The organism is Dokdonella sp. (assembly GCF_019634845.1).
GTDB lineage: Bacteria > Pseudomonadota > Gammaproteobacteria > Xanthomonadales > Rhodanobacteraceae > Dokdonella_A.
Genome location: NZ_JAHCAQ010000001.1, coordinates 64677 through 89166, shown reverse-complemented (window position 1 = coordinate 89166; position 24490 = coordinate 64677). Strand labels below are relative to the sequence as shown.

The window sequence follows — 24490 nt, the reverse complement described above, 5'->3', positions numbered from 1 at the left end:
TCAGGCGCCGACGGCATGCAGCGCGCTGGCGCTGCGCCGCGGCGGCGGTTGCCGCGCCATGTCGGCCAGGCTCACGCCCTGCAGCGCCTCGACGATGACGCGATTGATGCGCTGCCAATTCACGCGCGTACCGCAGTGCGGCTCATGGTCGCAGCCACCGGCGCGCGCACCGCACTCGGTCATGCCGATCGGGCCTTCCATTGCGACCACGATGTCGGCGACCGAGATCGCACTCGCCGCGCGCGCGAGCCGATAGCCACCGCTGCTGCCGCGCGTGGCGACCACGAGGCCGGCCTGGGCGAGCTGCTTGAGCAGCTTGCTCACGGTGGTCGGCTCCAGGCGCGTGCGCTCGGCCAGGGCCTGCGCACTGAGTACGCCGTCCTCGACATCGATGAGGCTGGTCATGACGACGGTGGCGTAGTCGGTGAGTTTGCTGACGCGGAGCATGACCTGGCCGTGGCGCTGGGTCGCAAAGAGGACCAAAATTGTACTGTTTGGCCGCGACAGGGTCAACGCAGGCTCGCCTGACGCGTTATGCACGGACACGCTTGCCCACGCCTGGAACAGACATGCCGCGCCAGCTCGTGAGCCGCATCGCCGGCGGCGCGCAGGCGACGCTGCCCGACTACGCGCGCGTACTGGCGATGCTGCTCGGGCATGGTGTCGGCAACGGCCGGCGCATCCTGTCGCCGGCCGCGCTGGTCCTGCTCGGCAGCGACCAGACCGCCGGCGCGGCGCTCGGCTATTCGCCGCCCGGCGCCGATGGCCGCCACGCCTACAGCATCGGCGCCTGGATCGAAACCTTCCCGGCCGCACCGGCGCAGCCCGCCATCTCGAGCATCGGCAAGTTCGGCTACGCGCCGTGGGTCGACTTCGATGGCGGCTTGTTCGGCGTCATCATGATCGAGCAACGCAACACGACGTTCCCGCCGATGGGCGCGCTCTCGCATGCCGCGATCGTCGACATCGACGCGCTCGCGCGCGCCGCCAGCGACGGCCACTGCGCCTTCGTCGAGACCTACGACGCGATCTTCCGCGACGGTCTCGACGGCGGGTGATGCCACCGAGGTGATGGCTTCGTTGCAGGCGCGGGAGCGGCCGAAGGCGGAGCAAGCTGCGCTCGACACGGCGCCCCGTCGCCACAACGATGCGCCCACGCGGCGAATGCGGCCCCCTCGCGCGCCGGCGCCAACGCCAACCCCTGCCCGCATCGCGCGGCGACGCCGGCCTCGCTAGACTGGCGCGCTCCCGCCAGCGGCCGCACCATGAGCACGACCACGCCACGCACCCAGGCCCGGCAGCGATTCGTCGCCGCCACGCTCGGCACGCCCGCGCGCAGCATCGAGCCGGCTTCGGCCGACGCGAGCTTTCGCAGCTACTGGCGCGTGACGCTGGCCGACGGCGGCACGCGCGTGCTGATGGATGCGCCGCCCGCGCAGGAAGACAGCGCGCCATGGCTCGACATCGGCGCGCGCCTGCGCAATGCCGGCCTGCACGTGCCGGCGGTCGATGGTGCCGACCTCGCGCAGGGCTTCATCCTCATGGAGGACCTCGGCACGCAGTCCTATCTGTCGCAACTGGATTCGACCAGCGCCGACGCGCTGTATGCCGATGCGCTCGATGCGTTGCTGCGCATGCAGAAGCAGGTCGACACGCGCGGCCTCGCCCGCTTCGACCACGAGTTCGCCACGCGCGAGCTCGAACTGATGCCCGAATGGTTCCTGCGCCGGCACCTGGGCCACAGCATCGAATGCGAGGAATGGGATGTCATCGAGCTGGCCTTCACGCGCCTCATCGAGGCAATCACGGCGCAGCCGCAGGCATTCATGCACCGCGACTACCACAGCCGCAACCTCATGGTGGTGGCACCATCGGCCGCGCCCACGGCGGCGCTGCCACACCCCAATCCCGGCATCATCGACTTCCAGGGCGCCCTGGTCGGACCACTCAGCTACGACCTCGCCTCGCTGCTGCGCGACTGCTACATCCAGTGGGACGCCGAGCGCGTCGCCGGCTGGCTCGAGGACTACCGCCTGCGACTGGTCGACGCGCATCTGCTCGACGTACACACCGACGCCGCCCGCTTCGGGCGCTGGTTCGATCTCACCGGCCTGCAGCGCCACCTCAAGGTGCTCGGCATCTTCTGCCGCCTGCACTACCGCGACGGCAAGTCGCAATATCTCGCCGACCTGCCGCTGGTGTGGCACTACGTCATCGAGGTCGCGCGCCGCTACCGCGATCTTGCGCCGCTGGCCGAACTGCTCCAACGCGTGCGCGGCGACCGCGACCTGACCCGCCCGCGCGACACGGTGACCTGAACATGCGCCGCGCAATGATCCTCGCCGCCGGCCGCGGCGAACGCATGCGACCGCTGACCGACGTCACGCCCAAACCGCTGCTGCGCGTGGGCGGCGCGATGCTGATCGAGCATCACCTGCGCAAGCTCGCCGCGATCGGCGTCACCGAGGTCGTCATCAACATCTCGCATCTGGCGGCGCAATTCCGCCCGGCGCTCGGCGATGGCGCGCGCTGGGGTCTGCGCATCCACTACAGCGAGGAAGGACCGCAGCCGCTGGAAACCGGCGGCGGCATCCATCGCGCGCTGTCACTCCTGGGCAGCGCGCCGTTCATCGTGGTGAGCGCCGACATCCTCAGCGACTACGACTACGCGCGCCTGCCGTGCGAACCACGGGGCCTCGCGCACCTGGTGATGGTGCCCAACCCCGACTTCCATCCGCGCGGCGATTTCTGGCTCGATGGCACGCGCCTCAACGAAGACGGCGAGGGTGAGCGGCTCACCTTCGCGAACATCGGCGTGTATCGGGCCGAACTGCTGTCGGACCAACCCGCGGGTCGCTTCAAGCTGTTGCCGCTGTTCCAGCGCGCGATGCGCATGCGGCAACTCGACGGCGAGCGTCACGACGGCGCGTGGTGCAACCTCGGCACACCGGCGCAACTGGCCGCGGCGGCGCTGCCCGGTCACGCCCCAGCCTGCTGATGCGCGCCGCGGGCGCGTCGCCTCGCTGCTGCTGCCAAGGCGGGGATTGCCACGCGGCGTGGCAATCCCCGTCCGGCCGCGTTGGCGGGCGAACCAGGCCAACCGTGTTTACTGCGTATCGGCCCAGGTCGAATCCTTGGCGCGGTCGTAATGCAGCGTGAGCTTGGACAGCTCACACAGGTCCAGCCGATCCCACACGGCCTCGTCGTCGTCCTCGTAGGTGACCTTGAGGTCCCACAGGCAATCCTGCTCGCCACGATCGAACTTGATGTGGACGCTCTCGCCGTTGGCCAGCGCATCGCGGCCCATGACGTCCTCTTCCCAGCTCTTGCGGCCTGAAGCACTGACGTGGATCTGTTCGATCGTGTAGCCGGTCTTGTTGACGAGCGTGAAGTCGAGGTTCTCGGCTCGCGCCGGCGTCGCCGTGCCGAGCACGGCCGTGGTGGCGACCATCGCGATCGCGATGGCCTGATTGATGACACTACGCATGTGGACTTTCCCCTGAATGATGTCGCAAGTGATGTTGGAAATGATGCAGCGCCGCGGCGCAGGCACACGCCCCGTCGCGGGCAGCGACGCCATGCCCGGCGCCGCTGCCGAGTCTAGCCGGCAGCCGATGGCCTGCCCATGCTTGACAGACGCATGGGCGTGCGTTCCACGGCACGCTCTTGACGTGCCATGCCGGGCATCACAGGCGATCGTGATGGGCGAGGGCGTTGAGCAGCAGCGCATAGCTGCCGATCGTGGTGCCGCGCCACACCGGATTGCTCGCGAACAACAGCACGTGACCGTTGCCGTAACGCGCATCGACGACCGCGGCACGGCCGGCCAGTTCCTTGCCGTGATCGAGCAGGCCCGCGCGCAACAGGTTGGGTTCGTCACCCCATCGCACGATCACGCGGGGCCGCAGCTCGGCTGGGATCAGGTTCGGATTGTTGCGCTCCTGCTCGGCATTGAGCGGCAGCGCCTGCCACGGCTTGGCGAACGGCAGTGGCGGCGGCGCCTCGAAGCCGCGCCCTTCGGGCACGTCCTCGTCGTGCAGGCCACCGCGACCGGTCGGCCGCTTGTAGTCGCGTGCATTGGGCAGGCCCTGGTCGCCGCCGACGAGGTTGCTGACCTCGAACGACAGCCCGTCGTTGCTGTACATCGCGAACGGCGCGTCGTAACCATTCGCGATCGGACTGTCGGCGGCGACGCGCACCGCTTCGAGGATGCTGCCGACCACGCGCAGCTCCTTGCGCGGCGTCACCGTGACGCCCGGCGCGAATCCCTGCTCGATCGCCCACTGCGCGGTGTCCTCGCTCGTCACCAGCAGGCCACCGTCGGCGACGAAACGCTTGAGGTTGTCGACGCCGCGCGCGCCGAGTCCTGGCCGCATGTCGTCGGTGGCATCGATGCGGCCGAGGTTGGGCGTGAGCGCGGTCTTCTTCCACGGCAGCGCGTTGCCATACATCGGCAGGCCATCGACGATCTGGCGCGTGTCGCGCGCACCGACCGGCGCGAACACGATCACGTCGTAGTTGCGACGCAGCTTGTCCAGGCGCGCGACGTCCTGCGTGCTGAGGTAGTCGTACTTGACGCCGAGCCGGTCGAGCGCCATGCGCCACCAGCCTTCGGTCTGCGTCGACAGCCAAGTGTGCATGATCGCGATGCGCGGCATGCGACCGGCGACGCCAAGGGCGGCCGGCGTGAACGGCGTGTCGATCTGGCCGACGCGCTGCATCGGCACCGCGAGCACCGCGGCGTCGGTGACGCGGGCGAGGTCCACGCCGAAACTGTCGCCGAGCGACCAGCCGGTATCGTCGTAGGGCTTCTTCTGCGGATCGGTCGGCGCCCAGTACTGGCGATCGAGCAGGGTGTCGGCGATGCGCGAATAGGGCTGGTCCATGCGCACGATCCAACTGCCGGCCGCGAACGTGCGCGGCGCCAGTCGCGGCTGCTCCGGCTGGTGCATCGCGGGATCGGCATTGGGCGACTTCACCCACGGCTGCGGCACCTGCACGGTGAATGCGCGATCGGCGCGGTGGATCTCGACGTGCTGCGCGAGCAACGCGCGCAGCAGCTCGGCCTGCGCACCGCTGCGGCTGTCGTCACCCGCGAGCACGTAGGCCGCCGGGCCGGCGGCCTTGGGTTTCTCCACCGAGCGCTTGCTCTTGAGGTAGAAGTTGCGCAGGAAGGTGCCGCGGTTGGCGACGAAGTAGTCGAGCGCAGTCAGCAGGCCACTCTGTTCGTAGTTGTTGTTGTTGCGCTGTGACCACAGCACCTTCGGCAGCGGCGGATTGGGGCGGTACCAGGTGCGGTCGTACTGCGCCGGCGTGAGGACGCGCTCGAGCGTGTCGGCGCCGGCATTGCCGAAGGTCTCGTACAGGCGGCTGATGCCGTTGTGCATCGCCGCCATGAACATCATGTAGCCCGGGCTCCAGGTGTCGAAGCCGCCATGCGTGTACACGCCGGGCAAGCCGAGCCGGGTCAGCTGCTCGACGTTGTTCCAGCCCAGTTGCTGCCATTCGCTGACGAGGATCGGGTCGATCCAGGCGTTGTAGGGGCCGTCACCCACGGTGTTGTCGTAGAGGAACGGCACCGACTCGTGCAGGTCGTGCAGAACCTGCGCATGCCAGCCGACGAAGGTATCGAGCACGTTGCGCGACAGGTTGAGCGTGAGCGCCATCGCATCGCGGTTGTTGTCGTGGGCGACGTAGTGACCCCAGTAGACCAGGCGCGGATACTGCTTGCCGGGATTGGCCTTGTGCCAGCGGTAGAGGTCGACCATGCGCTCGCGGCCATCGACTTCGACCACGGGCGTGATCAGCGTGATGACGCTGGAGCGGATGCGGCGGATGTAGGGCGCATCATCCACCGCAAGGCGATAGGCCAGTTCCATCAGCGCAGTCGGCGCGCCGGTCTCGGTCGAGTGCATGGTGCCGGTGATGTAGTAGACCGGCGTGGTCTGCGCGAGCAGTGCGTCGGCCTTCGCGTCGTCGAGGCCGATCGTGCGCGGATCGGCAAGCTGCGCGAGGCGCGCGCGATTGGCGTCCAGGTCGTCGAGCAGGCGCTCGTCGGCGACCGCCACCGCGATCATCTCGCGGCCCTCCTCGGACTTGCCGATGCTGACCACGCGCACGCGCGGCGTGGCCGCCGCGAGCAGGCGGAAATAGCGATGCACGTCGGCGGTGTAGGGCAGCATATCGGGCGCACCGGCCACGTCGCCGAGCACCACGGCCGGGGTCGGCACCGTGCTCGAGGCCGGCAGGTAGTCGGTCAGTGCGGTGTTGAAGCGCGGCGCGGTGGTGTACTGCGCGATCTTCGCGCCGTAGGCCGCATCGACCGCCTGCGCGGGATCGCGCGCGAACGGATCGGCCTGCTGCGCCGCCGCCGTCGCGCAGGCCGCGGCCAACGCCACCACCGCGGCAAGCATCTTGAGGTGCATGTCGTGACTCCCCGACTGGTCAGGTCGCCACCATAGCCGAGCCGCGCACCGCGCCGCACCTGCTGTCGGTCATGCCCGCCCGGTTCAGGTTCCGCCCGTGTCGAAGCCATCGGCGAAGATCAGGTCGCGCCACTCGAATGCACCGAGGTCGGGCGCGGCACCGTCGTAGCTGTCGTTGATCCCCGGCAGCACGACGCCGGCATCGCGCGCGGGGCTGTCGGGCAACAGGCGCAGATCGCCCGTGGCCGGTGCGACGAGCCGCGGCGGCGTGGCGAGCCCATGCAGCTCGATCCCGAGCGCGGCGCGCAGCGCGGCGAGATCCGGATAGTTGCTGCCGAGCCAGCGCACGAACCGCGTGGCATCGCTGGTGTGGAGCAGGTCGTAGTCGGCATCGACCGCGATCGTGTTGACCTTGGCCCACACGTAGCGCGTGGCCACGTAGAGGTTGTTGCGGCTGCGCAGCGTCGAGGTCACGCCCGGATCGAGCAGGTACATCGCCTCGGTGGCCGGCGCCGCGGTGACGATGCTGTTGTGGTAGAGCAGCAGCGGGCCGACCATCTCGGGATAGCCGCTGTTGACCTTGAGGAAGCTCGAAATGTAGCCATCGACCTGGCTCGTGCGCGTGTTGCCGAGGTTCCAGGCGCTGTTGCGCACGATCCACACCGGCCCCGGCCAGGCCGGCGCCACCGACACGCCCATGTGCGAATCGGCAAGCACGTTGCCGAAGATGCGCAGATTGGCGCAGTAGCCATCGGGTTCGAGCGCATCGTCATTGTGATGGCGCAGCTCGTTGTCGTAGACGTCGGTCTCGGTGGTGAGCTCGCCGCCGGGTGGCGCCGCGTCGCCGCAGGGCGCGATGCCGTTGAAGTGGCCGTCGCTGCGGTTGCGGCGGACAACGTTGCCGCGGCCGACCGCATCGGTGAACAGGATCGCGCTGTCCTCGGCGTAGCTGCCCTTGGTCACCGGCCATGGCCAGCCGACGATCGAGCTGTCGCTGAACTCGTTGTCCTCGATGCGGTTGCGCGCGCCACCCTTGACCCACACGCCGACGCTGCCGAGGTCGACGAAGCGGTTGCCGCGCACGATGCAGTCGTCGCTGTAGCGCAGGTACACGCCCTTGCCGTACTCGTCCACGCCGTAGTGGCGGATCAGGAAACCCTCGACGCGCACGAAGGCGCGGCCATCGAGCGTGAAGCCCGCGGCGAGGTCGGCCACCTCGAGCAGGTGCGCGCCCGGTGCCGAGCCGTCGGCGAACTTGACGCTGAGCTGCTGGCTCGACGCATCGAACCAGAAGCCGCCCGGTGCCCCGGCCGCCAGCGCCTGCAACGCCGCCGCGCTCGCGTAGCGGAACAGCCGGCCCTGCTCGCTCGCCACCAGGCCCGTGGCATGGCCGAGGCTGGTGCGGTAGACGCCGTTGCCGAGCGCACTCCATGTCGTACCGGCCGGCAGTGGGCTGGCTCCGTCGAGCACCACGCCGGCACCATCGGCGCGGAACACGATCGGCTGCACCGCGCTACCCGAGCGCGGCACGCTCACCGCCTCGTGGTAGCGGCCCGGCGCCACCCGCACGAGATCGCCCGCCTGCGCGAGCTGGGCCGCGCGCTGGATGCTGCGCAGCGCGCTGGTTGGGCTCAGGCCGTCGTTGGCGTCGTTGCCGCCGGGCGCGACGAACAGGGTCCGCAGCGTCGGCTCGACCAGCAGATCCGCGCGCGTGGCACCGCTCGCGCTACGCAGCGCCGGCCCGCCGACGCCATCGGGATCGGCCAGTGTCGCGCGGATCTCGTAGGCGGTGCCCGGCGCAAGATCGAACAGGCTGCCGACCAGGTGCGTCGCATCGACCCGCAGCAGCGGGTGGCCCGCGCGATAGGCCGCCTCGCCCACGCGGCGCCATTCGAGCGTCACGCTCGCGTTGCGGTTGGCGTCTCCCGTGAGCGTCGCCGTCACGCCCGCAGTCTCGAGGTTGCCGTACAGCGACAGGTCCGCCCAGCTTGCCGCGTTCTGGCCTGCCGCCGGCAGCGCGATGCCCAGCCACGCGGGCAGCCACCAGCACGCACGCATGAGCCGCACGACAGGAATCCGCGGCGTCGGCAGCAACGCGGCGCCGCGCGCGCCCATCGCGACGGGATGCCCGTCGTGGCCAGCCACTCGTCGACGCCACTGCATGTGGAATTCCTCGCCCGCCGCGCAGCGCGAGCGTAACGCCGCGAGCCGCTCCGCACCATGCCCGTGGACACGGTGCGCGCCGGTCCGCTGACCGCGATTGGCCCCTTGACATCCGCACCGTCTTAATGGACAGTATTTACGTCACTTCAACTGTCGTTATGAAACTCAACCTGCACCAGCTCAGCGAACAGTCGGGCGTCCCGGCCCGCACCATCCGCTACTACATCCAGCTTGGCCTGCTCGCCGCGCCCGAGGGCAGCAAGCGTGGCGCGTCGTATGGCACTTCGCACCTGGCCGACGCGCTGCGCATCCGCCAGTGGCAGGAGACCGGCCTGTCGCTCGATGCGATCGCCGGCCTGCTGCAGGCGAGGCATGACCCACCGGTCGCGCCCGCGCGCCCCGGGGCGGTCGAGGTGCGTTCGCACCTGATCATCGCCGACGGGCTCGAACTGGTGGTCGCGCCCGAGCGCGCCCGCCTCACCCAGGCACAGTTGCGCAGCCTGTTCCGCACCGTGCAGCAGGCCTACGCCGCACTCGCCACCGACCGCACGCATCCACAGGGGGATCCGTCATGACCGCGCCACGCCAACACGCCGCAGCGGCGACACCGCTCGCACACTCCAACCTGCTCGTCACGATCACCGACCTCATCGCCGAGTACGAGCTGCGCCACGAGTTCCGCAACGACGGCGACGAGCCGATCGAAGCGATCTGGTCGTTTCCGATCCCGCTCGACGCGGCCTTCCTCGGCATGCAGGCGCGCCTCGCGGGCGTCACGCGCGTCGCTCAGGTGCAGACTGCCGCGCGCGCGACCGCCGCCTACGACGATGCGATCGCGAGTGGCGATAGCGCGGTGCTGCTGGAGCAGCTCGAGCCGGGCCTGCTGTGCGTCAACCTCGGCAACCTCGGCCCACACGAAGACGGCGAGATCGTGCTGCGCTTCGCCGCACCGCTCGCGGTCGCGGCCCATGGCGCGCGCTTCAGCCTGCCGCTCGCGTACCGGCCGCGCTACGGCCGCAGTCTCCTCGACCCGCTCGCCGAGCCCTCCCACGACTTCGCGGTGGAGCATCCACTCGACGCGCGCATCCGCATCCACGGCCTGCTCGCCGCCGCACCCATCCACTGTGCCAGCCACCCTGCCCAGTTCCGCCGCGAGGGCGAGACCGCGTGCATCGACATCGACAGCGCCCTGCTCGATCGCGACCTCGTGCTCAACTTCGCGCTGCACGACGCGATCGCGCCCAAGCTGCACGTGATCGCCGACGGGGAACGCGCTATCGGCATGCTCACCGCGATCATGCCCGCCGCAAACGGCGTGCAGCCGCGGCCCTGCGACATCTGCCTGGTCCTCGATGGCTCGGGATCCATGGAAGGCGATGCGATCCGCCAGTCGCGTCTCGCGCTCATCGCGCTGGCCAATGCGCTCGGCGACGAGGATCGCATCCAGGTCCTGCGTTTCGGCAGCACGCACAACGCACTGTTCCGCCGTCCGCTGCACGCCACGCTGCGCGTGCGCGCGGCATTGCACGAGCTTTCCCCGACCGTGCAGGCCGATCTCGGCGGCACCGAAATGGATGCGGCACTCGAAGCGGCGATCGCGACGCTCGGTCGGCCCGACGACGAGGCACGCAACCGCGTGATCATCCTCGTGACCGATGGCGCGGTGCACGCGCATGCGCTCGCTGCCGCGCGCGAACGCGCGCTCGCCTGTGGCGTCCGCATCTTCGTCGTCGCGGTCGGCAGCAGCGCGGGCGCCGACGTGCTCGAGCCGCTCGCACTCGCCACCGGCGGCACGCTCGAACGCGCGGTGCCCGCCGAACCGATCGCCGACGGCGTGCTGCGCCAACTGCAGCGCGCGCGCCTCTCGCCCGTCGAACCGCGGGTGTGCTGGGGACGCGGCGCCACCGCGCTGCCGCTCCGTCCGCTCTATGCGGGCGATGCGCTGATCGCGCTCGCGCTGCTGCCTGCGACTGCGCAACCGCGCACGGTGCGCCTGCAGTTCGAACGCACGGGCCCGGCGCAGGCGCTCACGACCGGGGCCGTCGAAACCGCGCCCGCATGGCGGGCCTGGGCAGGCCTGCAGCGCTACCGCGCGGCGCCTTCGGACGCGCGCCGCAAGACCCTCGCGCTGCACTACGGCCTCATCAGCGCGCAGACCTCGGCGGTCCTCGTCCACGAACGCGCCGCCGATGCGCGTGGCGGATCACTGCCGCGGATCGTGCAGGTTCCACAGATGGTGCCGGCGGGATTCGGGTTTGCCGCACATTCGTTGCCGCTCGCGGCGCGCTTGGTATCCACCAGCGGCGTGTATTCGTCCCTGATGTGCGCGCCCACGTACGACCCGGGCGCCGCCGACGACCACGATCTCGCGGAACTGCCGCCGTCCACGCCGCAGCCCGCCGCGCCGCCGCCGCTGACGGCTGAGCGCCGCGCCGTGCTCGACGCCGCACTGCTGCGCGTTCTTCGCACGGTGCTGTTCGTGCAGCGGCGCACCTCGATCGAGTTCGACGAACTCGTCAACCTGCTCGACCCGCGGTTGCGCGCCGACGCCAAGCGCCGCCTCGCCGAGCTGCGTTGCTTCGACGGCGATGTGCACAGTCTGCTGCGCACCTTCCTGCACCTGGAGGCGAACTGCCCGCCCGGCGCGGCGCCGCCGCTCGAGGATGACCAAGAACTCACCCTCGCGCGGCTGCAACAGGGCGTGGCCAGGGTCGCGGCATCGGTCGGATGATTCGACGCGGGAAGCACCACGCGCGCTCCCGATCCGCACCGGGAGCGCGCACGTGATCAACATCGGACGGGCGCGGCGAGACCCCGGCACGCGGGCACCAGCGACGTCACAATGAACAATCCTGAGGTGCGGGCAACACGCGCTCGAGCCCGACCGTTTCACTGCGACCCGCGTATTCGCCTGCCGTGAAGCGGTAACTCATCGTGGTGTGCTGTTTCAGCAAGTCCTCCTCGCGCACACTGGCCCTGCCCCGCCACCAAAGCCCTGCCCCGTCGGCGCATCACAGTCGATGCCGGCGCACATCCGAATACGACATTCGTCGTACATTATCGATCTTCGCGGCGCGTCAGGGCAGCCCGACGCAACGCGACGCGGCGGCAATCCCGAACCCGCTGCGCTGGTCTTGGCGAGAGCCCCGTTCGCCGGCGGACACGTACCCGGGTGGCAGGCCGCCGCACCGCCCGCCATCGACCGCCCCGGGCTCGCGGCCCGCCACGATGCGGCCGCACCCGCGGCCGGCACTGACCGCGCCGCGCTACACGACGATGTTGACGATCTTGCCGGGCACCACGATGAGCTTCTTCGGCGTCGCGCCGGCCACGAACTCGGCCACCCGCGGTTCGCCGAGCGCGCGGCGTTCGATCTCCTCGCGTGATGCGTTGACCGCAACCTCGATCGTGCCGCGCAGCTTGCCGTTGACCTGCACCGCGAGCGTGACCGCATCGCGCGCCAGCGCATCCGCATCGACCTTGGGCCAGGGCAGGTCCTCGATGAGCGTTTCAGCGTGGCCGAGCGCCTGCCACAGCGCATGCGCGGTGTGCGGCACGATCGGGTTGAGCAGCAGCACCATCGCCGTCAGCGCCTCGTGGCGTACCGCGCGCCCCTGGTCGCTCGAGTCGGTGAACTTGCCGAGCGCGTTGAGCAGTTCCATCACCGCGGCGATCGCGGTGTTGAACGCATAGCGCTCGCCGATGTCGCAGCTGACCTTCTGGATCGTCTCGTGGGTTTGCCGGCGCAGCGCCTTCTGGGCTGCATCGAGACGGCCCACATCGAGCGCGGCCGGCGCGCCCGCGCCGACGTGGGTGGCCACTTCGCGCCAGAAGCGGCGCAGGAAGCGCGCCATGCCTTCCACGCCCGCCTCGTTCCATTCCAGCGATTGCTCGGGCGGCGCCGCGAACATCGAGAACAGGCGCACCGTGTCGGCACCATGGCGCGCGATCATTGCCTGCGGGTCGACGCCATTGTTCTTGGACTTGGACATCTTCTCGATGCCACCGATCGCGACCGGCTGGCCGTCGCTCCTGAGCGTCGCGCCGACGATGCGCGCCTTGTCGTCGCGCTGGATCTCGACATCGGCAGGATTGAACCAGTCGCGATTGCCGCTGGCTGATTCGCGATAGTAGGTCTCGGCGATGACCATGCCCTGGCACAGCAGGCGCGTCGCCGGCTCGTCCGACTGCACGAGCCCGGCGTCGCGCATGAGCTTGTGATAGAAGCGGAAGTACAGCAGGTGCAGGATCGCGTGCTCGATGCCGCCGATGTACTGGTCGACCGGCAGCCAATGGTTGGCGCGCGCATCGACCTGGGTGGCTGCGCCCGGCGAGGTGTAGCGCGCGTAGTACCAGCTCGACTCCATGAACGTGTCGAAGGTGTCGGTCTCGCGCTCGGCCGGACCACCGCACTGCGGGCAGCTGCACTGGCGCCATTGCGGATCGGCCTTGAGCGGCGACTGCACGCCCATGAAGGCGACGTCCTCGGGCAGCAGCACCGGCAGCTGGTCCTCGGGCACCGGCACCGCTTCGCACCTGGGGCAATAGATGATCGGGATCGGGCAGCCCCAGTAGCGCTGGCGCGACACGCCCCAGTCGCGCAGGCGGAAGTTGACGCGCCGCGCTCCCTTGCCCTCGCGCTCCAGGCGCGCCGCCAGCGCGTCGAACGCGTGGCGATAGTCAAGGCCGTCGTATTCCCCCGAGTTGACCAGCCAGCCGTATTCGGTGAACGCACCCTCCTCGATGATCGAGCGCTCGAACTGCGCGACGACGTCCGCGGCCGCCGCCGGCTCGAACACATCGATCGCACGCATCTCGCCGAGCGCCGCGCTCATCGCGTCGCTGTTGCGCGTCGCGTCGCGCGCCAGTTCCATGATCGCCGCGCGCACCGCATCGCTGACCACCACCATCTTGATCAGCAGGTCGTACTTGGTCGCAAACTCCCAGTCGCGCTGGTCGTGGCCGGGCACGGCCATCACCGCGCCGGTGCCATAGCCCATCAGCACGAAGTTGGCGATCCAGATCGGCAGGCGCTCACCGCTGATCGGATGCAATGCAGTCAAGCCGGTGTCGATGCCCTTCTTCTCGGCGGTGTCGATGTCGGCCTGAGCGGTGCCGCCATGACGGCATTCGTCGATGAAGGCCGCCACCAGCGGCTTGCTGCGCGCGGCCTCGAGCGCGAGCGGATGCTCGGCCGCGATCGCCAGGTAGGTCGCGCCGAGCAGGGTGTCGGGGCGCGTCGTGAACACGGTCAGCGGCTCGGCCTGGCCCTCGACCGCGAACTGGATCTCGAGGCCTTCCGAACGGCCGATCCAGTTGCGCTGCATGGTCTTGACCGAGTCGGGCCAGCCCGGCAGTCGGTCGAGTCCGGCCAGCAGCTCGTCGGCGTAGTCGGTGATCTTGAGGAACCACTGCGGGATCTCGCGCTTCTCGACCACCGCGCCGGTGCGCCAACCGCGCCCATCGACGACCTGCTCGTTGGCGAGCACGGTCTGGTCGACCGGATCCCAGTTGACGACCGAGTTGCGGCGATAGGCCAGCCCCTGCTTGAACAGGCGCACGAACATGCGCTGCTCGTGCGCGTAGTACTCGGGCCGACAGGTGGCGAACTCGCGCGACCAGTCGATCGCGTAGCCCATCGCCTTGAGCTGGGCCCGCATGTGCTCGATGTTGGCGTAGGTCCACTTGGCCGGCGCGGTCCGATGCTTGATCGCGGCGTTCTCGGCCGGCAGGCCGAACGCGTCCCAGCCCATCGGCTGCAGCACGTTGCGGCCCTGCATGCGCTGATAGCGACTGATCACGTCGCCGATCGTGTAGTTGCGCACGTGGCCCATGTGCAGCGCGCCCGACGGATACGGCAGCATCGACAGGCAGTAGTACTTGGGCTTGCCGGCGTCTTCCTTCACCTCGAAGGCGCGCGTCTGGTTCCAGAATTTCTGCGCGGCGGTCTCGACCGCCTGGGCGTCGTAGGTCTCTTGCATCGGTGTCTTGGCGCGCCGCGAGGCCACGCCACCCATGGATTGCCGGAATCGGGCAGCGTATCGCAGCGCAGCATCGGCGCCAACCGCGGCCGTGCGGAAGGCATTCACGCGCGACTGCGACGGCGCGATGTCCCCTGCCTGTGCGGTCGTGCGTTGGCGTGGGCGGGAAGAGCGTTCTTCCCGCTCACCGATCGAGGAGAGGAGCATGAGACAGCTTGTACTGTGCGCGGCACTCGCGGCCACGCTGGGACTGGGCCTGGCAGCGCCGGCTGCCGCCACCAGCTTCACCTATCACGGCCAGTTGCAAGATGCCGGGCAACCCGCCAACGGCAACTACGACCTGCAGCTCACGCTGTACTCGGCGCCGACCGGCGGCACGGTCGTGGCCGGGCCGGTGACGCTCTATGGGGTCAACGTCAAGGATGGCAACTTCGCCACCACGGCCGATTTCGGTGCCACGGCACCGCTCACCGCGCAGGGCTGGCTCGACGTCAAGGTCAAGGCCGCGGGTGGCGATTTCATCGCACTGGATGCGCGATCGCCGGTCGCGCCCGAAGCCGGCGCCTGCCCGGGTGCCTGGGCGCTCGATGGCAATGCGGGCAACCCCGCCGGCAGCTACCTGGGCACGGCCGACAACCAAGCCGTGTGGATCAGGGCCAACGGCGCCAGCGTCGCCACATTCAAGCCCAATTCTTCGGTTGGCCTGGCCTTCCCCTACGACACGGCTGGCGCATTTTCGACTGCGATCGGCTACAACGCCGGCACCGTCAACGGCGGCTCGATCGTCACCGGCGGCTGGAACGACGCGACCTTCGGCAACACCATTCGCGATACCGCGACCAACCAGGTCATCCTCGTCGCCGAGCACGGCGTGGGCATCAACACCGCCAAGGCGGTTGACGGCAATCCCCTGCGCGACGAGCTCACGATCGCGCCATCGGCGGGTCTGCCCGCTTCCAGCGCCGATCTGACGCTCATGACCGGGACGCCTGCGGCCAATGGCTACCACGGCTTCAACATCAATGCCGCGCCGAACGGCTATCTCAATATCTCGGGCCTGCACTACGACACAGGCGGCTCGGTCCTGAGCTACGACCCGATCCTGGCCATCAGTCACTACCACAACGCGCTGACAGCCAGCTTTGCATTCAACGGTGCCTCATTCGGCCACCCGATGACGGTCGGCAACAACACCAGCAACGGCAACGGCGCCTTTGTCAGCTCGACCGGAGTCTGGACCAATGCCTCCAGTCGCAGCTTCAAGGACTCGTTCGCCGCGATCGACCCGGTGACGGTCCTCGACCGCCTCGTCGCGCTGCCGATCCAGACTTGGTACTACAAGGGCAATCGCGACGATGGCATGCATCTGGGCCCGGTGGCCGAGGAGTTCGCGAGTGCGTTCGGCCTGGGCAGCAACGAACGCTACATCGGCACGGTCGACGAGAGCGGCGTGGCGCTGGCGGCGATCCAGGGCCTCAACCGCAAGGTTGAACGTGAGAACGCCAGGCTCAAGGTCGACAACGCCGACCTGCGCCAACGGCTCGACCGGCTGGCAGCGCGGCTGGAGAAGCTCGAGATAGGGCGGAGGCCGTGACATGGACGCGATCATGCGCTTGCGCGCCAGCGGCCCTCCGCTGCTGGCGCTCGCCCTCGCCCTCGTCGCCGCGCCCGTCCTCGCCGCCGGCAAGACCCAGGCGCGCTTGCCCGCGACCGCCACCAGCGCGCGCTTCGCGCTCAGCGGCAGTCTGGCGCCGCTGCCATCGCCACCCGCGCAAGGGGGTTCCGTGCAGCTCGCGGCACGCCTCCAGGCCGCGCGCGTCGACCTGCCGGTGCAGCAAGGTGGCGGGCTCGCCGTCATTGCGCGGCTGGCGGTGTCACCGCTGACCTGCTATGACGACACGATCTTCCGGGACGGCTTCAACGAGTTCTGGCCGTGAGCACGGCGCGGCGGCTGCGGTCAGTCTGACCCGCAGCCGCCGCGCCGCCGGGACCGGTACCGCGGCTGTCGGCATCGGCAACGCGGCCAGCGATCGCCAGCACGGGCCGATCACGGCCACAGGCGGCGCCAGCGCATCCGCGTCGCCGCGTCGCCGCGCTGCCGCATGCCCGCGCCATCGCCTTCAGCCACACCAGGACGCAGCGCCCCAACCGTTGGCGCTGCCTTGCGGTCACCGGCTCGATATCGCCAACGGCACGCGCATCAAGTCGGTGCAGGTCGGTCGCGGCGACGTCGCCATCGCGCGGGTGCCGGCATCATCGAGGGTACCCACGATGCGTGGGAGGCCGCGTGCCAGCGCGGCGGTTCACGCCCACCGGCTGGTAGGCGCGAAGCACGCCCGACCTGCGGGGCGAGCGATCCATGCGGCTACGCCTTGCTCGTTGCGATGATTCGTGGGCGCAGCGCACCGATGCCGCAAGCGCCCTGCTAGCATGTGCGTCCATTTCCGGGGAGCCATGCCGATGAAGCTTCGCGCCGCCACTGCATCGATTCTCGCCATCGCCGCCGCCGGCGCCTCCAGCGCGCACGCCGCGGACGCGCCCGCGTCGGCGGCGCAACCCGTTGTCCTGCATTGCGCGCACCTGCTCGACCCGGTCAACGGCAAGCTGCTGGGCGAAACGACGATCGTCACCGACGGCACGCGCATCAAGTCGGTGCAGGCCGGCCGCGGCGACGTCGCCGGTGCGCGCGTGATCGACCTCGGCAGCGCCACTTGCCTGCCCGGCCTCATCGACAGCCATACCCACCTGACCAGCGAAACCAGCCCCACCGGCTATACCGACCAGTTCCGCTGGAACACCGCCGATTATGCGATCCGCTCGACCGTCTACGCGCGGCGCACGCTCGAAGCCGGTTTCACCACCGTGCGCAACCTCGGCGACGGCGCCAATGCCTCGATCGCCCTTCGCAATGCGATCAACGCGGGCGTGATTCCGGGCCCACGCATCTTTACCGCCGGCGGCGCGATCGGCTCCACCGGCGGCCACGCCGACGACACCGATGGCTACCGTGCCGACCTGCAGGGCGACCCGCACGCGAAGGACGGCATCATCAATGGCAGCGATGATGCATGGAAGGCCGTGCGCCAGCACTACAAGGACGGTGCCGACCTCATCAAGATCATGCCCTCGGGCGGGGTACTCGACGAAAGCACGAGCGCCGACAACCCGCAGCTCACGATCGACGAAATCAAGGCCGTCGTCGCCGCCGCGCATGACTACGGCTTCACCGTGGCCGCGCATGCCCATGGCGCCGAAGGCATCCGTCGCGCCGTGGTCGGCGGCGTCGACTCGATCGAACACGGCACCTTCATGGACGATGCCGACATCAAGCTCATGAAGGAGCACGGCACCTGGTACGTGCCGACCATCATCGCCGGCAAGTACGTGCAGGAAATGGCCGCGAAGCCGGGCTACTACCCGCCACAGGTGGCGGCGAAGGCCAGGCTGGTCGGCCCGATCATCCAGCAGACGGCGGCCAGGGCCTACAAGGCCGGCGTCAAGATCGCTTTCGGCACCGACGCGGCCGTGTATCCACATGGGCAGAACGCCAAGGAGTTCCAGTACATGGTCGAGGCCGGCATCCCGCCGATGTACGCGCTGCAGGCGGCCACCACGCACGCGGCCGAACTGCTGCGCCGGAGCAAGGACCTCGGCAGCGTGGAAGCCGGCAAACTGGCCGACGTCATCGCGGTCGACGGCAATCCGCTGCAGGACATCACGCTCATGCAGCAGGTGTCGTTCGTGATGAAGGACGGCACGGTCTACAAGCAGGCCGGCAAGGCCACCCAGCCCTGAACCGCGCGCCGGCGCGCGACGTCCGCTCGCGCGCGGCCTCGCCCTCGATGAATCCGCACTGGCTCGGCAGCGTCGCCGCCACCTTGACCACGGTCTCGTTCGTGCCGCAGGCGCTGCGCGCGATCCGCACGCGCGACACGCGCGGCATCTCGGCATGGATGTATGGCCTGTTCACGCTCGGCATCGCCTGTTGGCTCGGTTATGGCGTCCTGCTCGACTCCTGGCCGATGATCATTTCCAACACGGTCACGTTCGCGCTGGCCGCGACGATCCTCGCACTCAAGCTGCGCTATGGCTGAAGCGCGGCCTTGCGCGTGGTCATGTGGCGCAGGTAGTCGAGCAGTGCGTCGAGATCGGCATCGGGCAGGCTGCGCGCGTCGAAGCCGGGCATGCGTGCGCGCGGCCAGTGCCGCAGCGATTGCGGCTGGCGGATATACGCCCGCAGCAGATCCGCGCGCAGATATTCGGTCGGCCCGTAGGGCAGGTTGAGATCGGGACCGACCTCGGCTGCGCCTGCGCCGTTGAGCGTGTGGCAGGCCATGCAGGTGGCCTGGAACACCGCGAAGCCGCGCCGGATCGGGCTGTCGGGTGCAAGCTCGGCGGCCGGCAGCAGCGCCGGGTAGCGTTCGGCCACGCCCGGCAACCTGCGGATCGTGGCCAACTGGTAGGGCCAGCGCTCGGTACCGATACCGGCCGCCTGCGGCTGGGTCCACACCAGGTAGAACGGTCCCGCACTCGTCGCCTTGCCCGGCAGGCGCGGCCAAGGCGCGCGCCGATCCTCGATCGCGAGCCAAGCGGTGCTGCCGGCCGTGTTCCACAGCAGCGCCGCCGGCAGTTCCGCGACAAAGCCGTCGGTCGCCACCAGTTGCAGATGGTCGACCGGCCCGACGCCGGCCAGAAGTGCACGCAGCGGCAGCGCGCGGTAGCGCATGTCGCGCCGGTAGGCGACGTCGTCGGGAATGTCGATGCGGCGCACTTCGGCGCGCCGAAGCAGGCTGGCGTCGTCGAACACGCGCGGCGTCCCATCGAGTTCGAGCGTCAGCTGCGCCGCCGCAACCGGCAGCGCGATCCAGCCCATCAGCAACAACAACCAGCAGCGCATCGCCGCTCCCGCCGTGGTCGACGCGCGATTGTAGCCCGCGCACGCCGCGCACCGGCCTGGCCCGTGCACCGCCCGGGCCAAGCCCCTGCCGCGTCGAGCCGGGCCAGCGCCGCCACGGCCCGGCGGACTCGATGCACGGCGGCATGGCGCAACCGCGCCGCGGATGGCGTTACTCGCACTACGCCGACCCGACGCCGACGCCGACGCCGACCCGACGCCGACCCGACGCCGAGCCGCGTCGCTGCGGCGCGCCCAACTGCCACGAGGAACCCGACATGCGACCCATCGTTGCGCTCATCATCGCCGCTGGCGCGGCCTTGACGCCTGCCGTCGCACCGGCACAGAACCTGCTGCTGAACCCTGGCTTCGACTCCAATCTCGCCGATTGGGACCTGTTCGAAGCCTTCGGCGTCACCGCGGCGTGGAATGCCGCCGACGAACACGCCGCTCCCGGCTCAGGCTCGCTGCGCGGCAACCTGCCTGCGAGCGGCACGTTCCGCATCCCGATCTACGCCTCGCAATGCGTTGCCGTGCAAGGCGGCACCAGCTACCGGTTTGGTGGCAGCGTGCTGCTGCCCGCGGCCACCAGTCCCGACAATGCGTACGCGACGGTGTTCGCCAATCTTTATGCCGAGGCGGCGTGCAGCGGCAATTCCAGTGCGCATCTGGCCGCGCCGAACGTCACCCTGCGCGACACCTGGGTCCGTACGCAGGACACCCTCGTCGCCGCCGCGACCGATCGGTCCCTGCGCATCCACCTGCGCGTTTTTGCGCCGACCGGTACCGAGCTGAGCTCGAATTTCGACAATGTCTTCGTCGAAGCACTGGCCGATGCCCTCTTCAGCGACGGCTTCGAATGAGGTGCGAGGTGGCAACGTACGGTTGGAATCGGCTGCCGGTGGCACAATCTGCGATCGACGTGATCCAGGAGCCACCGCATGTCCGCCAACCCGCCGTCCCCGTACGTGTTCGACGCCACCGAAGCCAACTTCCAGGGCGAGGTGATCGATGCCTCGTTCGAGCAGCCGATCCTCGTCGACCTGTGGGCGACCTGGTGCGGCCCGTGCAAGACCCTCGGCCCGATCCTCGAGAAGGTGGTCGATGCCTTCAATGGCGCCGTGCGCCTGGCGAAGATCGATGTCGACAAGGAGCAGGCGTTGGCTGCCGCGTTCGGCGTGCGCAGCATCCCCACCGTGGTGCTGATCCGCGATGGCCAGGCCGTCGATGGCTTCAACGGTGCGCTGCCCGAGGGCGGTGTACGTGAGTTCCTGCAGCGTCATGTGCAACCGGCGCCGGCGCCGGCCGAAGCCAGCGAACCGCCCGTGCGCGAGGAAACGCCGGCACAGGCGATCGCGCGCATCGAGCAGGAAATCGCCGCCGAGCCTGACAAGGCCGAGCTCAGGCTCGACCTCGCGGTGGCGCAGATGCAGGCCGGCAACGCTGCCGCCGCCGAAGCCGAACTCGATGCACTGCCGGCCAATCTCGCCAGCGATGACCGCGCGCGCCGCCTGCGCGGCCGCCTCGACTTCGCGCATTCGCTCAAGGATGCGCCAGCGATCGGCGAGCTGCGTGCGCGCATCGAGCGCAACGGCGCCGACTACGAGGCGCATGACCTGCTCGGCGTGCGCCTGCTGGTCGATGGCCAGGTCGCGGCCGGCCTCGAGCAGTTCCTCGGCGTGCTCAAGGCCGACCGCAACTGGAACGAAGGGCAGGCGCGCAAGCGCCTGGTCGCCGCCTTCAGTGTCGTCGACGATGAGGAACTGGTCGGCAGCTACCGGCGCAAGATGTCCTCGCTGCTGTTCTGAGGCGCAGGGCGCGGCGCCGCCGGGACCGCCACCACGCCGGCACGAGGCACTGCCGCCGGCGCCACGCCCTATGCTTGCCATGACGACCACCGAGGATCCAGCCACGTGACCACCGCGCACGACGCCAGTGCCGAATCGATGTCGATGCGCACGGCCACGCCGGGCCGGTTCGATTACGTGATCGACTGGCCGCAGGTCACGGCGCCCGCCGGCGCGGCGATCAAGGCATTCTGGCGCAGTGAAGGTGCGCTCGCCGACGAGACCGCGATGGATGCGCGGCTCGGTCAGGTCGTCATGCATGCCTGCGATGCCAGTGGCGCGGTCGCCGGGGTCTGCACCGCGCTGGCCGTCACGCCGCCGCGGCTGGGCCAGCCGCTGTACTACTGGCGCACCTTCGTCGGCGCACGCTGGCGTTCGAGTCCGCTCGTCATGGCCCTGCTCAAACGCTCCTGCGCGCTGCTCGAGGAACATGCCCGCAATCACGGCTACCCCTGCATCGGCGTGCTGCTCGAACTCGAAAACCAGCGCTTCCGAGAACGCGGCCGGATGGCGACATGGGTCAATCCGCGGTTTGTCTACATCGGCCGCAGCGAGCGCGGCCTCGATCTGCGCGTGCTGTATTTCAAGGGTGCGCGGCTCAAGCCGCCCGCGTAAGCTGCCCGCCTGCCCGCCTGCCCCGCATCCACCATGAGCGCCGACAGTCCCGCCCCCGCCCCCGCCGGCGCCACGCCCGATCCGGACAACCGTATCGCCGAGATGCTCGGCAGCGTGCACACCACGAACTTCCCCGACTTGCTGCGCCAGCTCGGCGGTTGTCTCGTGATCAGCACCTACCAGGCCGGCAAGCTCGTGATCCTGCGACCCGACGGTGCGACCATCAACACCCACTACCGCAGCTTCAACCGCCCGATGGGGATGGCCGCCGACGCCGAGCGCTTGGCGCTGGGCACGGCGCTGGAGATTGCCGAGTTCCGCAACATGCCGGCCGTGGCCAAGCGGATGCAGGATCCGCCACGCCACGACGCGGTGTACATGGCGCGACGCGTCCACATCACCGGCGCCATCGACATCCACGAAATGGCTTGGGACAAGCACGGCGACCTGTGGTTCGTGAACACGCTGTTCTCGTGCCTGTGCACGCTCGATGCCAAATCGAGTTTCGTGCCCCGCTGGCGCCCGCGCTTCGTGCGCCACTACGCGCCCGAGGATCGCTGCCACCTCAATGGGCTGGCGATGCGCGACGGCAAGCCGCGCTACCTGACCGCGCTGGGCGAATGCGACGAACCGCAGGGTTGGCGCAACAACAAGCGCGATGGCGGCATCGTCATCGACCTCGTCGGCGACAAGGTGATCGCGCGTGGCCTGTCGATGCCGCATTCGCCGCGCTGGCACGCGGGCAAGCTGTGGGTGCTCGAGTCAGGCCGCGGCAAGCTGGTCACGATCGATCCCGCCACCGGCGCCAAGACCGACGTCGCCAGCGTGCCGGGCTTCGCGCGCGGACTCGACTTTCTCGGTCCGGTGGCGTTCATCGGCCTGTCGCAGTTGCGCGAAACCAATGCCTTCACCGACATCGAGATCACCGACGACAACCGCGATCGGCAAAGTGGCGTGTGGGTGGTGCACCTGGACACCGGCAACACGATTGCACTGCTCAAGTTCACCGGCGGCGTGCAGGAGATCTTCGCGGTGCAGGCGATTCCGGGCGTGCTGTTTCCCGAGATCATCAGCGACGGCGAATACCTCACCAATTCCTACGCGCTACCCGACGAGGCGCTGCGCGAGGTCGGCTTCACGCCGCAGCCCACGCCCGCGACGCCCGGCGCCGGCTACGGCAATGGCGCCGATGGCTCGGGCGCGGGCTGAGCTCGCGACGCGCGGCCGTTGCGCCAGGCGCCGACCGCAAGCAGTGCCTGCGCACACATCTGGGCCGCCGGGGCCTCGCCATCGATGCGCAGGCTGCCCTCCGGCGGCGCATCGAAGCGCGTCACCATCGCGTCCACCAGCGCGGGCAAGCGGTCACCGGCCGGGTGACTGCCGCGCGCGACGTCGCGCTCGATGCGCAGCCGCGCCAGCGAGGGCCGGCACTCGACCAGCAGCGGCAGCACCGCATGACCGTGCTGCCGGGCGCAGTCCGCCACCGCATCGAAGTCCTTGCGCCGCGCAAAGGTCATGCCGTCGAGCACGCTCGATGCGCCGAGCACGCAGTTGATTTCGAGCGCCATCAGCACGCCGCGAAACGCCGCGCGCTTTTCCATGCGCGTATAGCTGCAGACGGGAAACATCGCGGCGCGGATCGCATCGCGGCAGATGCGGCGCAACGCGAGCTCGCGCTCGAGCGCGCGGGCAATCGTCGTCTTGCCGGCACCGGGCAGGCCCATCACGACCACCACCACGCGATCGGCTGCTGTGCTCATCGCCGCCCCCGCGGTGGCGGCCGGCGTTGCCACACGCAGGCGCCGCCGGCATGAGGCGTGCGCACGGGTGAGTTCGGTCCTGCCATCGACTCGTCCTGCGTCCGCTAGAATCAACCGGCCGTCATCGCCCACCACCGGGCGCCACGACGACCCACCGGAAAACCATGCGCTCCCTGCACCTGCAACGTTACCTGTTCACGGGCCTGCTCACGATCATCCCGTTGTGGCTGACCTGGATCGTGTTCAAGTGGATCTTCGCACTGCTGTCGGAGGTCAACCTGCCGTGGATCACGGCACTCGTCAATGCCTACCCCGATACGCTCGGCCACCTGCAGCAGGAATGGCTGCTGTCGCCACTGGCCTTCCTCATCACGCTGGTGCTGCTGTACGTGGTCGGCTTCGCCGCCTCGCGCGTGCTCGGCCAGCGTGTGCTGGCGATCTTCGAGCGCCTGATCGAGCACATTCCGATCGCCCACAGCATCTACGGCGGCGCCAAGAAGCTGATGGCGATGCTGCAGAACAAGCCCGGCGGCACCCAGCGCGTGGTGCTCATCGCCTTCCCCTCGCCGCAGCTCAGGACGATCGGCTTCGTCACGCGCGTGTTCGAGGATGCCGACGGCGTGGAGTACGCGGCCGTGTACGTGCCGACCACGCCCAACCCCACCGGTGGTTACCTGGAGATCGTCCCGGTGACCGAACTCGTCGCGACCGACTGGAGCGTCGACCAGGCGATGGCCTTCATCCTTTCGGTTGGTGCGACTTCGCCCGACCGCTTGCCGTTCCCGCTGGCGAGGAAACCCTGATG

General features: G+C 69.4%; 21 protein-coding genes. 14 read left to right on the top strand and 7 right to left on the bottom strand.

Features of this window, described 5'->3' with window-relative positions:
* Positions 1–447: an SUF system Fe-S cluster assembly regulator gene (locus tag KF903_RS00355; protein WP_291209672.1), complete on the bottom strand. Its 447-nt coding sequence runs from the start codon at positions 445–447 to the stop codon at positions 1–3.
* A gap of 122 nt (positions 448–569) precedes the next feature.
* Here KF903_RS00355 and KF903_RS00350 point away from each other — a divergent pair, with 122 nt between their 5' ends.
* The 3 genes from KF903_RS00350 to murU all read left to right on the top strand — a co-directional run bounded on the left by KF903_RS00350 (position 570) and on the right by murU (position 2998).
* Positions 570–1058, top strand: a complete 489-nt coding sequence (locus KF903_RS00350; protein WP_291209670.1) for a hypothetical protein — start codon at positions 570–572, stop codon at positions 1056–1058.
* Positions 1059–1265: 207 nt separating this feature from the next.
* Entirely contained in the window at positions 1266–2318 is a 1053-nt protein-coding gene (locus KF903_RS00345; RefSeq protein ID WP_291209668.1) for a phosphotransferase, read from the top strand.
* A gap of 2 nt (positions 2319–2320) precedes the next feature.
* Positions 2321–2998, top strand: coding sequence for an N-acetylmuramate alpha-1-phosphate uridylyltransferase MurU (gene murU / locus KF903_RS00340; RefSeq protein ID WP_291209666.1), 678 nt, complete (start codon positions 2321–2323; stop codon positions 2996–2998).
* A gap of 108 nt (positions 2999–3106) precedes the next feature.
* Here murU and KF903_RS00335 read toward each other — a convergent pair whose 3' ends face one another.
* The 3 genes from KF903_RS00335 to KF903_RS00325 all read right to left on the bottom strand — a co-directional run bounded on the left by KF903_RS00335 (position 3107) and on the right by KF903_RS00325 (position 8483).
* A complete protein-coding gene (locus KF903_RS00335) occupies positions 3107–3487 on the bottom strand; it encodes a hypothetical protein (RefSeq protein ID WP_291209664.1) in 381 nt (126 codons plus the stop codon).
* Positions 3488–3686: 199 nt separating this feature from the next.
* Positions 3687–6425, bottom strand: coding sequence for a M14 family zinc carboxypeptidase (locus KF903_RS00330; RefSeq protein ID WP_291209662.1), 2739 nt, complete (start codon positions 6423–6425; stop codon positions 3687–3689).
* 84 nt (positions 6426–6509) lie between these two features.
* On the bottom strand, positions 6510–8483 hold the full coding sequence (locus KF903_RS00325; protein WP_291209661.1) for a right-handed parallel beta-helix repeat-containing protein: 1974 nt from the start codon (positions 8481–8483) through the stop codon (positions 6510–6512).
* A 263-nt stretch (positions 8484–8746) separates the two neighbouring features.
* On the opposite strand from KF903_RS00325, the gene KF903_RS00320 reads away from it, so the two are divergent.
* Both KF903_RS00320 and KF903_RS00315 read left to right on the top strand, forming a co-directional pair.
* A complete protein-coding gene (locus KF903_RS00320) occupies positions 8747–9163 on the top strand; it encodes a MerR family transcriptional regulator (RefSeq protein ID WP_291209659.1) in 417 nt (138 codons plus the stop codon).
* A complete protein-coding gene (locus tag KF903_RS00315; RefSeq protein WP_291209657.1) occupies positions 9160–11319 on the top strand; it encodes a VIT domain-containing protein in 2160 nt (719 codons plus the stop codon). The genes KF903_RS00320 and KF903_RS00315 overlap by 4 nt, the downstream gene beginning before the upstream one ends.
* Before the next feature lie 535 nt (positions 11320–11854).
* On the opposite strand, the gene leuS is transcribed toward KF903_RS00315, so the two are convergent.
* Complete coding sequence (gene leuS, locus KF903_RS00310) at positions 11855–14569, bottom strand: leucine--tRNA ligase (RefSeq protein ID WP_291209655.1); 2715 nt, start codon at positions 14567–14569, stop codon at positions 11855–11857.
* Between the two features lie 205 nt (positions 14570–14774).
* On the opposite strand from leuS, the gene KF903_RS00305 reads away from it, so the two are divergent.
* The 4 genes from KF903_RS00305 to KF903_RS00290 all read left to right on the top strand — a co-directional run bounded on the left by KF903_RS00305 (position 14775) and on the right by KF903_RS00290 (position 18663).
* Positions 14775–16163 carry a tail fiber domain-containing protein gene (locus KF903_RS00305; RefSeq protein ID WP_291209653.1) on the top strand — a complete coding sequence of 463 codons (1389 nt, stop codon included), beginning with the start codon at positions 14775–14777 and terminating at the stop codon, positions 16161–16163.
* A 1-nt stretch (position 16164) separates the two neighbouring features.
* The gene (locus KF903_RS00300) at positions 16165–16506 is read left to right on the top strand and encodes a hypothetical protein (RefSeq protein ID WP_291209651.1); all 342 of its coding nucleotides are present in this window, start codon (positions 16165–16167) and stop codon (positions 16504–16506) included.
* A 523-nt stretch (positions 16507–17029) separates the two neighbouring features.
* Complete coding sequence (locus KF903_RS00295; protein WP_291209649.1) at positions 17030–18364, top strand: amidohydrolase family protein; 1335 nt, start codon at positions 17030–17032, stop codon at positions 18362–18364.
* Positions 18365–18411: 47 nt separating this feature from the next.
* Positions 18412–18663 carry a SemiSWEET transporter gene (locus tag KF903_RS00290; RefSeq protein ID WP_291209648.1) on the top strand — a complete coding sequence of 84 codons (252 nt, stop codon included), beginning with the start codon at positions 18412–18414 and terminating at the stop codon, positions 18661–18663.
* On the opposite strand, the gene KF903_RS00285 is transcribed toward KF903_RS00290, so the two are convergent.
* Positions 18654–19466 carry a cytochrome c gene (locus KF903_RS00285; protein WP_291209647.1) on the bottom strand — a complete coding sequence of 271 codons (813 nt, stop codon included), beginning with the start codon at positions 19464–19466 and terminating at the stop codon, positions 18654–18656. The two genes, KF903_RS00290 and KF903_RS00285, sit on opposite strands and share 10 nt — an antisense overlap.
* Positions 19467–19741: 275 nt before the next feature.
* On the opposite strand from KF903_RS00285, the gene KF903_RS00280 reads away from it, so the two are divergent.
* The 4 genes from KF903_RS00280 to KF903_RS00265 all read left to right on the top strand — a co-directional run bounded on the left by KF903_RS00280 (position 19742) and on the right by KF903_RS00265 (position 23134).
* Complete coding sequence (locus KF903_RS00280) at positions 19742–20326, top strand: hypothetical protein (protein ID WP_291209645.1); 585 nt, start codon at positions 19742–19744, stop codon at positions 20324–20326.
* Between the two features lie 78 nt (positions 20327–20404).
* The gene (trxA, locus tag KF903_RS00275; RefSeq protein WP_291209644.1) at positions 20405–21271 is read left to right on the top strand and encodes a thioredoxin; all 867 of its coding nucleotides are present in this window, start codon (positions 20405–20407) and stop codon (positions 21269–21271) included.
* 105 nt (positions 21272–21376) lie between these two features.
* Positions 21377–21925, top strand: coding sequence for a hypothetical protein (locus KF903_RS00270; RefSeq protein WP_291209642.1), 549 nt, complete (start codon positions 21377–21379; stop codon positions 21923–21925).
* A 33-nt stretch (positions 21926–21958) separates the two neighbouring features.
* Positions 21959–23134, top strand: coding sequence for a TIGR03032 family protein (locus tag KF903_RS00265; RefSeq protein WP_291209640.1), 1176 nt, complete (start codon positions 21959–21961; stop codon positions 23132–23134).
* On the opposite strand, the gene KF903_RS00260 is transcribed toward KF903_RS00265, so the two are convergent.
* A complete protein-coding gene (locus KF903_RS00260) occupies positions 23098–23685 on the bottom strand; it encodes an AAA family ATPase (protein WP_291209639.1) in 588 nt (195 codons plus the stop codon). The two genes, KF903_RS00265 and KF903_RS00260, sit on opposite strands and share 37 nt — an antisense overlap.
* A gap of 164 nt (positions 23686–23849) precedes the next feature.
* On the opposite strand from KF903_RS00260, the gene KF903_RS00255 reads away from it, so the two are divergent.
* The gene (locus tag KF903_RS00255; protein WP_291209638.1) at positions 23850–24488 is read left to right on the top strand and encodes a DUF502 domain-containing protein; all 639 of its coding nucleotides are present in this window, start codon (positions 23850–23852) and stop codon (positions 24486–24488) included.
* The last annotated feature ends 2 nt before the right edge of the window (positions 24489–24490 follow it).